The sequence below is a fragment of the Streptosporangium sp. NPDC049644 genome (assembly GCF_040675205.1).
Taxonomy (GTDB): Bacteria; Actinomycetota; Actinomycetes; order Streptosporangiales; family Streptosporangiaceae; genus Streptosporangium; species Streptosporangium fukuiense.
This window is the reverse complement of sequence record NZ_JBFAOJ010000037.1, coordinates 39,723-52,545: the sequence shown is the minus strand read 5'-3', so window position 1 is coordinate 52,545 and position 12,823 is coordinate 39,723. Positions and strand designations below refer to the sequence as shown.

The 12,823-nt window shown below is 70.4% G+C and carries 12 protein-coding genes; 2 read left to right on the top strand and 10 right to left on the bottom strand.

Annotated elements, in window-relative coordinates; genetic code table 11:
• Positions 1–44 precede the first annotated feature (44 nt).
• The 3 genes from AB0J58_RS21620 to AB0J58_RS21610 form a co-directional block, all read right to left on the bottom strand.
• A complete protein-coding gene (locus AB0J58_RS21620; protein WP_364218111.1) occupies positions 45–770 on the bottom strand; it encodes an HNH endonuclease in 726 nt (241 codons plus the stop codon).
• Positions 771–774: 4 nt separating this feature from the next.
• The gene (locus AB0J58_RS21615; RefSeq protein WP_364218109.1) at positions 775–2,139 is read right to left on the bottom strand and encodes an AAA family ATPase; all 1,365 of its coding nucleotides are present in this window, start codon (positions 2,137–2,139) and stop codon (positions 775–777) included.
• Positions 2,140–2,528: 389 nt separating this feature from the next.
• Positions 2,529–3,059: a pyridoxamine 5'-phosphate oxidase family protein gene (locus AB0J58_RS21610; protein ID WP_364218107.1), complete on the bottom strand. Its 531-nt coding sequence runs from the start codon at positions 3,057–3,059 to the stop codon at positions 2,529–2,531.
• Positions 3,060–3,364: 305 nt separating this feature from the next.
• Here AB0J58_RS21610 and AB0J58_RS21605 point away from each other — a divergent pair, with 305 nt between their 5' ends.
• Together AB0J58_RS21605 and AB0J58_RS21600 are read left to right on the top strand one after the other, a co-directional pair.
• Positions 3,365–3,574, top strand: coding sequence for a hypothetical protein (locus AB0J58_RS21605; protein ID WP_343974976.1), 210 nt, complete (start codon positions 3,365–3,367; stop codon positions 3,572–3,574).
• A 2-nt stretch (positions 3,575–3,576) separates the two neighbouring features.
• Complete coding sequence (locus tag AB0J58_RS21600; protein WP_343974979.1) at positions 3,577–3,921, top strand: DUF1036 domain-containing protein; 345 nt, start codon at positions 3,577–3,579, stop codon at positions 3,919–3,921.
• 260 nt (positions 3,922–4,181) lie between these two features.
• Here the strand turns inward: AB0J58_RS21600 and AB0J58_RS21595 are convergent, their stop codons facing one another.
• The 7 genes from AB0J58_RS21595 to AB0J58_RS21565 form a co-directional block, all read right to left on the bottom strand.
• Positions 4,182–5,924: a GTPase gene (locus tag AB0J58_RS21595; RefSeq protein WP_364218105.1), complete on the bottom strand. Its 1,743-nt coding sequence runs from the start codon at positions 5,922–5,924 to the stop codon at positions 4,182–4,184.
• The gene (locus AB0J58_RS21590; RefSeq protein ID WP_364218103.1) at positions 5,921–7,846 is read right to left on the bottom strand and encodes an ABC transporter; all 1,926 of its coding nucleotides are present in this window, start codon (positions 7,844–7,846) and stop codon (positions 5,921–5,923) included. Before AB0J58_RS21590 ends, AB0J58_RS21595 begins: the two co-directional genes overlap by 4 nt.
• A 336-nt stretch (positions 7,847–8,182) precedes the next feature.
• Positions 8,183–8,881: a response regulator transcription factor gene (locus AB0J58_RS21585; RefSeq protein ID WP_343974987.1), complete on the bottom strand. Its 699-nt coding sequence runs from the start codon at positions 8,879–8,881 to the stop codon at positions 8,183–8,185.
• Positions 8,882–8,948: 67 nt separating this feature from the next.
• Entirely contained in the window at positions 8,949–9,521 is a 573-nt protein-coding gene (locus AB0J58_RS21580; protein ID WP_364218101.1) for a hypothetical protein, read from the bottom strand.
• Positions 9,522–9,549: 28 nt separating this feature from the next.
• Positions 9,550–10,818, bottom strand: coding sequence for an ABC transporter permease (locus AB0J58_RS21575; RefSeq protein ID WP_364218099.1), 1,269 nt, complete (start codon positions 10,816–10,818; stop codon positions 9,550–9,552).
• Complete coding sequence (locus tag AB0J58_RS21570; protein ID WP_343974997.1) at positions 10,815–11,546, bottom strand: ABC transporter ATP-binding protein; 732 nt, start codon at positions 11,544–11,546, stop codon at positions 10,815–10,817. Before AB0J58_RS21570 ends, AB0J58_RS21575 begins: the two co-directional genes overlap by 4 nt.
• On the bottom strand, positions 11,543–12,685 hold the full coding sequence (locus AB0J58_RS21565; RefSeq protein WP_364218097.1) for a biotin/lipoyl-binding protein: 1,143 nt from the start codon (positions 12,683–12,685) through the stop codon (positions 11,543–11,545). Before AB0J58_RS21565 ends, AB0J58_RS21570 begins: the two co-directional genes overlap by 4 nt.
• Positions 12,686–12,823: the final 138 nt, after the last annotated feature.

The following is a 12,823-nucleotide window of genomic DNA, read 5'->3' as shown; positions in this document are numbered from 1 at the left end:
GCCAGAGAAAAGCAGCGGACATGCCTGTCAGGTTGTGGAGCGGATCAAGACCAGAAGTGCAGTGCTGGGTCGGCGAGGGCGGTTACGACATCCCGGCCTCTCAGAACGTGCTCGGCGCCGGGTAGGTCGCGATAGCGGATCATGGCGTAGAGGACATCGGCGAAGGGCTGGTCGAGGAGCGACAGGGCGACTTCGGTTGCCTCTGCCTCGCCGGCATCGGATCGCCGCAGACGGGCGTGGTCACGGAGCATTGACACCGTCCGGATGAAAGCGGCGGCCCTGCCACGCTTCAGATCGCCCCGGTTCAGGCCGAAGACCTTGATCGTGGCGTCTCCTCGGGCAGTCAGCGCCTCGTAGGTTCCCGTGCTCAGCACGAGTTCGAGATGCTCGTACGGATCTTCCGCCGACGGATCGACAAGCAGGGGCCTGCCGTCCCCGTCCCGTGGAAAGAGCTCCCGTTTCTGATGGCTGTTGCAGTGTGAACAGGCCAGGAGGTGATTCGGCCAGTCGAAGGCGCGTAGCGGCGCCTCCGCCAGAGGCTCGAAGTGGTCGATGTCGGTGCCAAGACCGTCGCCGCAGTACATACAACGACGGATTCCAGCGGCCATCGTGGTCAGTTGCTCGGTCAGCCGCGTTCGGGTGGTGGCTGCGGACTTCCACGCGGCACGGGCCGCCGGGCAGTCGGCCTGGCTCTCACGCAGCTTGCCGGCTCGATCGCGGAGTTGGTCGGCCAGGTGGGAGGGGAGCGTCACGCGGTGAATGCGGATCATGGAGTCAGGCGATCCTCGCGGAGACCTCGTCCACCCGAGCTGTCAGGGAGCTGGTGAGCGTTTCCCGAAGCTGTTCGTACTCGCGCGTTTCCTCGGGAGTCGCCTTCCCCCGAAGAACCGCACGCTCCAGCACGGTGAGCCTGCGCCGCAGGTCTTCGGCGTGGCTGGAGTAGGGGGAGTCCATCCCGAAGAGGTCGGTAAGGAGTGCGTCGTCGCCGCTGCCGTAGACGATGCGTTCGTACAGTTCCTCGTCGACAACACGCGGTGGAACGTCCTCGTCGACGCCGGGGAGCCGGATCAGCCCTCCCGGATCGGCGCTCTGACAGATGTACGGGCTGTGTGAGGTCACGATGAACTGGGTGGCGGGAAAGTGCTGCTTGAGCCACTCGCCGATCTTCTTCTGCCAGCTCACATGGAGATGAACGTCGATCTCGTCGATCAGCACGACACCCGGAAATTTGAAATCAGGCGCCCCGGGCGAGGCGAATGGTACGCCGGGAAGATCTGCCAGCCGACCGGCGACGCTCCCCTCCATGTAACCAGGACGCGCCTGGTTCATCTGGCGGACGAGATCGAGGACCAGCGCGGTGACGGTCCGATATCCGTCGCTCATCTCCCGAAGCGAGATGAGTTCGCCGTCCCGCCTGGCCCACAGGCCGTCACTGTTGACCCGTTCGATCCGGAACCCGTCAGGCAGAAGGCCGTCGTTGAGTAGTTCGGTGACGAATGCCAGCAGGTCCGCGGCCCCGTGCTGCCCTTCCAGGCTCCGAAGGTGCAGGTCGATCAGCCAGCTGACACTTTCGGCCAACGAGGCGTCCTCATGGAACAGGCTGGCCAGGCGTGCCACAGGCCCCGCGCTCCGCATGAGCTGCCGGGTGTCGGCCGAGCCGCCCGTCAGCCGCCGGAAGGGACCGTACCCGGCGAAGAACCAGCCCTGCGGGTTGTCCGCCCACGGCCCGCGTGAAGCAGTCGTTCCATGGCCCTGCATGTTCGGCTGCGGGCCGTACCGGCCGGAGTCGCCGATGAGCGCACGGGACCAGGTCAACCGAGCGGGAAACGAGTGCCGAGGGCGCCGCCCACGGCCGAACCCGTCCAGGCGGTCATCGAACACGATTTTCGCCTCGACCGTCGCGTCGAGGAGGTCGTTGGAGATCCAGCCGTCGAAGGTGGGAACGAGACTGCGCGCCGCGGAAGGCCCTGCCATGGCCAGCGCGAGTGCGCGCAACAGGGTCGTCTTGCCCGAGCCGTTCCGCCCCGCCAGAACCGTCCATCCGGCGTGACTGCCATCTGGACGGGTCAGCCGAAGATCCGCGCTCCGGGAGCCGGAGAAGCCGCGGACACCGGAGACTTTGAGATCGGCGATATACATGCCGTCGCACCTCCCCGACCGTGATCGTACCGTCATCTTCTCTGAACGATGGCTGCGCTCATTCGCGATGGAGCCGCGGATCAACAGGAAGTTTCCGACGGGGCCCGGCGAACGCCATCCACGCGGACCGGGCAGCGGGGCCGGCCGGGTCGTCGACCGCGCCCCCATCCCCCGCAGAACCTTGTCGACCAGCGCCTTCCCGTCCACCGACTTCGGCTCCAGCAGCACCAGATCCCGGCGGGCGGGCGCATCGCACTGCCCATCTCGGCTGAACAGACCGGTGTCGCAGGTGAGCCGCGCCGCCCGGCACGGCCTGACGACTCGTTGGCTGTGGAGGCTCAGGGGGGCCTCGTCGGGGGACATGGTCCCGCTAAGGACTGTGCTGTGGATCAGGGCTGGGACACCGCGATGAGTTTCGCGACGTCGGACGCGTAGACGGTCGTCCAGTGCGGATGCAACCGGTAGTAGACCACGTCGTTGTCCCAGTCGAAGGCGTCGTCGCCGTAGAAGTCCTTGAAGTACCCGAGCAGGTCCGGCCAGTCCGCGGCCGGCTCGCCGTCCTGGGGGTTGAGGATCTCCACCGTACCGTGCGTGAACACGCCAAGCTCCTCACCGCGCATGTGCGCGGCGCTGACCGCGGGCCGGACGGCGAGGTGGCGGGCCTTGGCGGCGTTGCGCGCCGTGCCGAAGTGCCACTTTCCGTGCAGGAAGTGCCCGTCCACACCGCTGATTCGCGGCTCGCCCTTCGCCGTCACGGTGGACAGCGCGAGGGGGCACATGCCGGTGAGGACCTGGGTGAGCTGCTCCGCGGTCAGGGTGCGCTCGCCGCTGATGATCGAGCGGAGGTGCGAGGTGGAGCGGGAGAGGGAGGCGTCGAGGAGAGCCTGGAGCTCTTTGAGCTCTTCTGACGTTTCGCGCATTGAAGTCCTTGTCCATCCGTAGGGCCCGGTCCACACACGCCATCGACGCCGACCGGTGAACCCATGCTCGCCCCAAAACCCGACACCTTGTGTCATAGTTCTTCACCCACCTTGCGGACCGCGGCGGACCACCTGGCCGGACGCCAAACCTGCTTCGCACGATGACTCTGCCTGCGCCGCCCTGACCTTCACTCCACCGGCGCACCCACCGTGGAAATGAAAACGATTCTTTACATGACCTTGAATGTTACTGTATGTTGTCTCTCGATCACCCTACGCACTCAAACGAATGTAGGTGAGCAACCATGCCGGACAACGGCACCGAACACCCCCCGGACCCCCGGGTGGCGTTCGCGGACGCCACGGCGGCCAGCACGGGAGAGACGAGCGAGCGGCCGGGAGCGGCCGACCGCGTCGCGGTCGTCGCGAAGAGCGACGACCACCTTCCCCCGGTGGCCGGCGAGGCGCTCGACGACAGGCCCCTCGCCCTGCGATTCACGGAAGCGGAGGAGTAGACATGCAGCTGCGTTTCCGTAACCGCTACGGCTCCAAGGTGTGGGTCGCGATCATGTTCTACAGCCCCGACGGCTGCCGCGACTACGGCCAGTGGGGCACCCGGGGCTGGTGGGCCATCGACCCGGGCGGCGAGGCGTTCGTCCTCAACACCAACAACCGCTACGCCGCCTACTACGCCGAGGCCGCCAACGGCGCCGTCTGGACCGGTGCCTACGGCCCGATGTACGTCTATCAGAACGCCTTCGACTCCTGCATCAACATCGGCAGCACCGCGGCCAGGCGCGTGGGCACCCGTCTGATCGACATGAACGGCTACTCCACGTACTACGTCAACCTCGTCGCCTGATCCGCCTCCTCACCTGACGCCCCGACCGGCACCGACCGTCCGGCCCCGCGGTGAGGACCCAACTGAGCGCCTCCTGCGTGACGGACACCGATCTCCCTTCTCCGGGTCCGTCCCCTTCTACCGGGAGGCGCTCGCCCCCAGAGCATCCGCCGGGAACCGCACGGCCCCGGACCGCTTCCCGCCCCGCGTATCGAGACCCATGCCGACGAGCACGTGACCTTCGGCAGGCTTCGCCAGGCAGGGCACAAGGCCCGTCCACCTCACCTGCGAGTCCCGTTCCGGGCCAGCGTGACCGCTTCGGCGAAACGGTGGTATCGGGCCAGTTCCTCCTCCATGGGATCGAGCACCAGCTCGCGGGCGACCTGGTCGACACTCGCCCGCAGCGCCCTCGCCGCCCTGCGGGCGCGACGCCGGCCGCCGAGCCGGGAGGCCACCCGGGAGAGCAGCGCGATCAGCAGGCCGAGCAGGACGCCCCCGATCAGCAGCGTGGTGGGCCAGGGCAGCTCTCCCACGGTCGGCAGGTAGAGCTGCGGAAGTCGTAGGTAGTCGATGGCGAGCAGGGCGAGCAGCCAGGCCCCTCCGGCGAGCACCGTCGCCAGCGCCAGCCACTGGGCCAGCCCGGCCAGCCGCCACCACAGGGGCCGCCGGGCGGCACCGAGAGAGGTGGTGGCCACCGCTCGGTCCAGGCCGTCCTCCAGCTCGTCCTCGTGTGACCTCGCCGCCTGCCGCACGGCCGTCGTCCACGGCGCGGGCAGCCCGGCAGAGGCGCCTCTCGCGGCCTCCCTGATCGCGTTGTCCATCCGGGAGCGCTGGACGACCGTCGCCACCGGAATCGAGGTCCTCCCGACGATGTCTCCCTGCTCCCCGGAGGCACGGCTGCCGGCGTCCAGACGGAGGCGGCGGAGCGGGTCCGGCCGCAGGCGGCGGATCCACCGGGTGGGCGGCCACCCGGTGGCGGCGACCGAGCGGTGCCGGTGGGACCTGGCCACGGCCTCGACGACGGCCGGCACCCCCGCGGCCTCCGACAGCGCGTCCCCCAGCGGCTTCACCAGAGCGTCCATCGAGAGGTTCTCTCCCGGAGTGGTGGCACTGGACGCCTCTCCGAGCACGTCGGCGGCCATGCCGGTGTCGGCGGCGAGGCGGGCGGCCCAGGACCGCCGGCCGGCGACCCGGGAGGCGAGCAGGGAACGCAGCTCGGGAACACCCGCGCCGGTGCGGGCGGAGACCCCGATCACCGGCACCCCGGCCAGCCCGTCGGCGTCGAGAAGCCGCCGGAGGTCTTTCAGGCACCGCTCGGCGGCGGCCGGAGAGAGCCGGTCGATCTGGTTGAGGACGACGACCATGACCTCCCGGTGCCGGGCCAGCGGCCTGAGGTAGCGGTCGTGGACCGCCGCGTCGGCGTACTTCTGCGGATCGAGCACCCAGACCAGCAGGTCGACCAGCTCGACGAGCCGGTCGACCTCCAGCCGGTGCGAAGGCTCGATCGAGTCGTGGTCGGGCAGGTCGAGCAGGATCAGTCCGGCGGCCTCCCCGTCCATCCCGGACGGCTGCCCTGCGGGCACGGGAGCGTCGGGGACGAGACCGGGGGCGGGCGTCTCGGAAACGCCGGGAACGTCGGGAGCGACGCCGGCCGAGCCCGAGGTGTCCAGGATTTCGTGGCGGCGGGGGACACCCAGCCAGTCGAGCAGCGGTCCCGCGCCGCCGCCCTCCCAGAGGGCGGCCTGGGCGGTCGAGGTGGTCGGCCGGGTGATCCCGACCGTGGCGAGCGAGGTGCCGGACAGCAGGTTGAACAGCGAGGACTTACCACTGCCGGTGGCTCCGGCCAGCGCGACCACGGTGTGGTCGACCGACAGGCTCGCCCGTACCCCGGCGCGGGAGACCACCGAACGCGCCACGGCGACCGTCTCGGCGTCCAGCCGCCCGTCGGCCAGGTCGGCGGCCCGCGCCAGCGCGGCCAGCCGGTCGTCCAGCGAGACCGCCTTCTCCCTGCGCAGCAGCTTCACGCCTCGCCCACCTCTCCGGCGCCGGTGGCGCGCGACCCCCCGTCATCGATCCCGCCACTCGTACGTGGAACGTCGCCGCCGGGCGGATGCGGCCCTTGCCCGCCCGCCGGGCGCTGGACGCCGCCGGACCGCCGCCGGGCATCATGGACCACCTCGGCTTCGGGAGCGGAGCCCGGTGAGAGGGCGGCCCTGCGGTCCGCGACGGGCAGTTCGCGCAGGTGCTCGCGTACCGCGTCCGCGGTGGCTCGGAGGGCGGGGGCGGTGTTCTCGGGCGGCTGGACGGCGTCCAGCAGGGCGGTGAAGCGGTCGGCGTCCGCACCGAGCAGGATCGCCACCCGGGCGCGCAGGTCGGAGCGGGCCTTGACGGTGAGGGTGCGGACGGCCTGGTCGCCGAAGACGGCCTCCAGGACCTTCTGGCTGAGCACGCTGGTGCCTCCGGCGATGCCGACCTCGATGCCGGTTAGGCCGCCGGTCGAGGCGAACACCGCGAGCATCAGCAGCAGTCCGGCGCCGTTGAGTCCGAACGAGGTGATGCGGGCGGTGGTCCGCTTGTCCGCCCCCTCCTTCCTGACCAGGTCGAGCACGTACGACTGCCAGCCCCTGACCGCCTCCTGAGCCTTGGCGGGCAGGTCGGCGGAGGCCCGGCCGAGACGCCCCGCGGTGGCGACCCCTTCACGCTCCAGCAGGGCGCGTCCCGCCGGGTGCGACGACCACGACTCCATCAGGCGCTCGGCGGCACCGTCGGCCGAGGCCCTGATCAGTGCCTCCACCCCGCTCTCCAGCGCGACCCGCAGCTCGCTCTCCGGCGCGGGCCGCCCGGTGACGAACGCCACGACCCGGTCCCTGAGCCGGCCGACCCGGCTCTCCAGGGAGCGCATCAGGTCACCGGTCCCGATGAAGTCCTGCCAGCGGGCCAGGACCTCCCCACGCAGCAGCGACCCGTCCCGCATGCCCTCGTCGAAGGAGGCGAGGCCCACGGCGTAGGCGGCGTCCGCCATCGAGCGCAGCTCGGCGGCTCCGGCGTGCTGGCGCTCGACCGCTCCGGCGAGCGCGGGAACGCGGGTGGAGAGGCTCTCCAGCGCACCGGACAGGGTGTGGCGCACCACGTCGGCGCGGGAGCGGGAGTCGGCGGCGATGGTGGCGAGCCAGTCGGCGACCGGCTGGACCGCCTGGCGCGGCAGCCGGGCGTTCTCCTCGGGCAGCACCAGCTCGGGCACCTCGAAAAGCCGGGTTCCGCCCAGGCCGTTGGCCTCCAGCAACCGTGCCAGGTCCTTGCGCACCACGCCCAGTGCCTCCGGCGGCACCCGGGAGAGGATGACGGCCAGGGCCGTGCTCCGTTCCCTGGCCGAGCGCAGGAAACTCCAGGGGACCTCGTCGGCGTACCGGGCGGCGGTGGTGGTGAACAGCCACAGGTCGGCGGCGGCGAGCAGCTGGGCGGCCAGCTCGCGGTTGGCGGTGACGACCGAGTCGATGTCGGGGGCGTCCAGCAGGGCCAGTCCCGGCGGCAGCGCCTCGGTGGTGACGACCCTGAGCGTGCCGGGCTCGCCCCTGCCGCTCCCGGTGACGCGGGGCAGGCCGGGCAGGATGTTCTGGGCGGTGAACCAGTCGCGGTCGGCGGGACTGGTGACCAGGGTGGGGGCCATCGTCGTGGGCCGCAGCACGCCGGGCTCGGAGACGTCCGTACCGACCAGGGAGTTCACCAGCGTCGACTTGCCGGCCCCGGTGGAGCCGCCGACGACGGCGAGCAGCGGGGCGTCGATGGCGCTCAGCCGGGGGATGAGGTAGTCGTCGAGCTGGCCGGTCAGCTCGCGCAGTGCCCGGCGGTCGGCCGCCACGTCGCCGATCGCGAGGGGGAACAGGTCACGGTCGAGATGTCGCCGCAACTCTCGCAACGTCTCCAGCAGACCGTCGTTGTCGCCCATACGGTCGATCCTGCCCGACAGGACGCCCCTCTAGACGCGATCGGTGCCACCGCTCACCCGGGTCACGGCGGCGAATCCGGCCGGCGTGTCGCCGCGGGCCCCCCTCAGACGAAATCGGCCCCACCGCCTGACCGGGTTACGGGGGCGAACTCGGTAAAGCGGTGGGGCCCAGCCCTCGGATTCCAGCCGCGGACCATGCCGGACTCGTCTCCCCCGCAGCTGGAGGCGAGCCCGAGTCCATCGGATGGCTCCGAGGAGATCGGGGGTCGTGCAGTGTCTATTTGAACACACAAAACTCAGAATCAGGTCAGGTAGTGCTGAATATCAGCTGAAAATTCAATCACCGTGCGGGGGGCGCAGCACGTACCCCACCCCGCGAAGGGTGTGGATGAGCCTCGGCTCCGCCGTGTCGACCTTCCTGCGCAGGTAGGAGACGTAGGACTCGACCACCCCGGCGTCACCGCCGAAGTCGTAGTTCCAGACGTGGTCGAGGATCTGCGCCTTGGACAGCACCCTGCCGCTGTTGACCATGAAGTAGTGCAGCAGCTTGAACTCGGTGGGCGACAGCCGCACCGGGACACCGGAGCGCCAGACCTGGTGCGCCTCCTCGTCCAACTCCAGGTCACCGACCTGCAGGCGGGCCGGCAGGTCGAGGTCTCCCCTGGTACGCCGGAGCACGGCCCGGATGCGGGCGAGCACCTCCTCCAGGCTGAACGGCTTGGTCACGTAGTCGTCGGCCACCCGCAGCCCGGCGACCTTGTCGTCGGTGCCGTCCCGCGCGGTGAGGAAGAGCACCGGCATCTGCCCGCTCATCTCCCGCAGCCGCCCGGCCACGGCGAAGCCATCCATGTCGGGCAGCATCACGTCCAGCACGACGAGGTCGGGGCGGATGCGCTCGGCGAACTGCATGGCCTCCCTGCCGTCCACCGCGGTCACCACCTCGAACCCGGACAGTCGCAGGCTGGCCGAGAGCAACTCCCTGATATTCGGTTCGTCGTCCACGACCAGCAATCGGGCTTCCACTCTGTCCAGCACCCCCCGAGGCTCGCTCACCTCTCTGGAACGAAGCTCAGCCGAAGCTGAACGTTTCCTGGGAACCGGCTCACCGCCGGCCACCCCCCTCGTTGATCGCGGTCGCGCTGACCGAGCCGTCCTCGGCCCTGGCTCCCTGTACGACCACCGTGCCACCGGGCTTGAGGTCCGCGACCTTGCCCTCCTTGGTGAGGCGCACGGATGTCTCGTCCGTGGTGTTCACCGTCACGACGGATCCGTCGGTCGTCTGGAGGTAGACCTTCTCGCCCTCCACCCGCTGCACGGTGCCGACGGTCATGCCACCTCGGCCGCCACCGCCCTGCCCCGGCCCCTGGCCCGCGCCCTGACCCCCCTGCTGCCCGTTTCCGAAACCGCCGTATCCCCCGGAACCGCCGGGACCCGCGCCCTGCCGCGTCACGGCTCCCGGGGCACCGACTGGACCGGATGTGACGCCCATCGTCTTCTGCGCCTGGATACCCACGATCACCCCTGCCACGAGCATCACCCCGGCGCCCAGCACGAGGGTGAGCGTGGACAGCCGGCGCGGCGGCCGGGCCGCCAGCTCGCTGTCCAGGTCCCCGCGGAACGGGGAGCCCTCCAGGGATCTCCCCGCCGGGACCGTCTCGTCGGCGTTGCCGCCCATGTCTCTCTCCTTGCCTAAGCCGTACGGGTCACTCGTGGCGCAGGGCCTCGATGGGCCGGAGCTTGGCCGCCCGGTTGGCCGGGTAGCCGCCGAAGAACAGCCCGATGCCCACCGAGACGCCGAGGGCCAGCGCGATCGAGGACGGTACGAGCACCGGTGAGATCCCGGCGATCGTGAAGCGGGTGCCGGCGAACGCGATCGCGACGCCCAACAGGCCGCCCAGCAGGCTCAGCACCGTCGCCTCCAGCAGGAACTGGCCGAGGATGGCGCTCCTGGGTGCGCCGATGGCCTTTCGGATGCCGATCTCCCTGGTCCGCTCGGTGACGGTGACCAGCATGATGTTGGTGATGCCGATGCCGCCGACCAGCAGGGAGATGGCGGCGACCGCACCGAGCAGGGCGGTGAAGATCCCGATGGTCGAGCTGACCGTCTCCTGCAGGGTGGCCTGGTTCAGGATCCGGTAGTCCGCGGTGCCCGTCGGGGTGATGCCGTGCCGCTGGTTGAGCACGGCGGTGACCTCGGCCTGCGCCGAGTCGGTGGCGTCCGCGCCGGTCGCCTGCACGATGATGGAACCGAGCGCGCCGAACCCGGTCAGGCTCTGCTGCACGGCGGGCAACGGCGCGATGGCCACGTCGTCGGCGTCCTGCATGCCCGTGGAGCCCGACTCCTTCAGCACCCCGATCACGGTGAACGGCACGCCTGAGACGCTGACCGGCTTGCCGACCGGATCGGCGGTGCCGAACAGCCCCTCGGCCACGGTCCGCCCGATCACCATGACCTTCCTGGCGGCGATCACGTCGTCGTTGACGAAGTAGGTGCCGCTCTCGACGGGCTTGTTCGTCGCCTCGAAGTAGCTGGGGTAGGTGCCCACGAGCTGCGCGATCGGGTGGCTGGCGCCCTCGTGGACCGCGGTGGCCGAGTTCGCGGTCACCACGGGCGACACGCTCCGTACCGAGGGCGCCTGCTCGCGGTCGGTCAGCGCTCTGGCGTCCTCCAGGGTGAGCGACCTGGCCTGGGTACGCGGACCGGAGTTCTGTCCCGCGCTCACCCGGCCTCCCCCGGCGCCGCCGAGACCGCCACCGCCACCGCCACCGGCGAAGGACGCCGAGATGGTGAGGGTGTTGGCACCGAGCCGCTGGATGGACTGCTGGATGCTCTGTGAGGCTCCCTCGCCGAAGGCGACCAGCAGGATCACGGCCGCCACCCCGATCAGGATGCCGAGCGTGGTCAGGAAGCTGCGCAGCTTGTTCGCGGCCAGCCCGCGGAGCGCGAACCGCAGGATCTCCAGCCGGCTCACGCGATGACCTCCGGCATGCGGGGCGGGAGCCCGTCGACGGGGGCCTGGCGGCGGTCCTCGATGATCTGGCCGTCCACCAGACGGATGACCCGCTTGGCGTGAGCGGCCACGTCGTCCTCATGGGTGATGATCACGATTGTCCTGCCTGAGACGCTGAGCCCGTCGAGGATGCCCAGCACGTCCTCGGTGGAGGCGGTGTCGAGGTTGCCGGTCGGCTCGTCGGCGAGGAGGAGGGCGGGCGCGGTGACCAGCGCCCTGGCCACGGCCACCCGCTGCTGCTGGCCGCCGGAGAGCTCGTTCGGCTCGTGGCGGACCCGGTCGGAGAGACCGACCTGCTCCAGGGCCGCCAGGGCGCGGGCCCGCCGATCCGCGGCGCCGACCCCGCCGTACGCCATGGGCAGCTCGACGTTGGCGAGCGCGCTCATCCGGGGGATGAGGTTGAACGACTGGAAGACGAAGCCGATCTTCCGGTTGCGGAGCACGGCGAGCCGGCGCTCGTCCAGCGAGCCGACATCGGTGCCGTCGATGTGGTAGTCGCCCGAAGTGGGCACGTCCAGACAGCCCAGGATGTTCATGAGCGTGGACTTGCCGGACCCGGAGGCGCCCATGATGGCGACGTAGTCGCCCCGTTCGACGCTGAGCGAGACACCGCGCAACGCCCGGACCTCGGCGTCGCCTCGGCCGTACACCTTGGTGATGTCCCTCAGGGAGAGGACGGGGACGGTCATCTGCCGGGCCCTCCCCCACCGCCGAAGTTACGACCGCCGCCGCCACCGAGGCCGGGGAGACCGCCACCCTGCTGGGTGGTCCCGGTGGTCGCCGGGCGGACCACCTGGTCGCCCTCGTTCAGCCCGGATCTGATCTCGGTGAGCGTGTCGCCCTTGACCCCGGCCTCCACCTGGACGGGCACCTGCCGCCCGTCGCGCAGGACCGTCACCGTGCTGCGGGAACCCGTGGTGGAGATCACCGTGGAGGAGAGCGCGAGCACGTTCTCCACGGTCTCGACGACGACCCTGACCGTGGCGGTCTGGCCCAGCCTGACCTCGTCCGGCACCTCGGTGAAGGAGATCGTCACCGGGTACTGGACCACGTTGTTGCTGGTGGTGGCGGTCGGCTGGATCTGGGTGACCTTCCCGGCCGCGGTGACGCCGTTGAGCGCGTCGAACCCGATGGAGGCCGGCTGGCCGACCTTGAGCCGGGTGACGTCGGACTCGGTGAAGGTGCCGACGAGCTGGAGTCTGCCGGTGTCCGCGATGTCGATGAAACCGCCCGAGCCGCTCGCCGCACCGCCGGAGGAACCCGAGCCGGCCGCGCCGCTCGCGTTGCCCGTGGCCTTGGTGGAGGAGCCCGAGGAGCCCGAACCCGAGGAGCCCCCGACCGTGCCGTTGATCGCGGTGACCGTACCGGAGAACGGCGCCTTGATGACCGTGCCGTCCACGGCGCGCTTCGCGGCCCGGTAGGTGTTCCTGGCCGTGACGTACTGGGCGTAGGCCGCGGCGGTCGAGGTGTCGTCGTCCGCGGTGTCGAGGGCGGCGGCGGCCGCGTCCAGGCTCTCCTGCGCCGAGTCGTCGTCCAGCCTGGCGAGGATCTGGCCCTTGGTGACCTTGTCCCCCACCTTGACGTAGATCTTCTCGACGGTGCCGCTCGACGCGAAATCGAGCGCCCGCGCGCGGGCGCTGGCCACGGTCCCCGAGGCGGAGACGGAGGCGGTGACGGTGGCCCGGGTCACCTGCACGGTCCGCACCGCGGCGTCGGCTGACGAGGCCTCGCCGCCGAGGGAGGAGTAGGCGATCACCGCGCCGCCCAGCAACAGGACCCCGAGGGTCCCGTTCACGATCAGCGCTCCGCGCTTGGTCGACAGCTTCACAGCGCTCGACCCTGACGTACCAGGCTTGGGCCTACCCCGGCAAAGGCTGAAGATTTCCTGTAGACCGTGTCTTACCGCTCAGGATGCACAGCAAACCTTCAGGCACCTGTGAGCATGCTGTGAATCAGACGGTCCAGG

Coding starts and splice junctions, on each gene's coding strand:
- AB0J58_RS21580 (WP_364218101.1), bottom strand. CDS start 9,521: ATGGGCGGCAACGCCGACGAGACGGTCCCGGCGGGGAGATCCCTGGAG.
- AB0J58_RS21615 (WP_364218109.1), bottom strand. CDS start 2,139: ATGTATATCGCCGATCTCAAAGTCTCCGGTGTCCGCGGCTTCTCCGGC.
- AB0J58_RS21610 (WP_364218107.1), bottom strand. CDS start 3,059: ATGCGCGAAACGTCAGAAGAGCTCAAAGAGCTCCAGGCTCTCCTCGAC.
- AB0J58_RS21590 (WP_364218103.1), bottom strand. CDS start 7,846: ATGGGCGACAACGACGGTCTGCTGGAGACGTTGCGAGAGTTGCGGCGA.
- AB0J58_RS21620 (WP_364218111.1), bottom strand. CDS start 770: ATGATCCGCATTCACCGCGTGACGCTCCCCTCCCACCTGGCCGACCAA.
- AB0J58_RS21600 (WP_343974979.1), top strand. CDS start 3,577: ATGCAGCTGCGTTTCCGTAACCGCTACGGCTCCAAGGTGTGGGTCGCG.
- AB0J58_RS21605 (WP_343974976.1), top strand. CDS start 3,365: ATGCCGGACAACGGCACCGAACACCCCCCGGACCCCCGGGTGGCGTTC.
- AB0J58_RS21570 (WP_343974997.1), bottom strand. CDS start 11,546: ATGACCGTCCCCGTCCTCTCCCTGAGGGACATCACCAAGGTGTACGGC.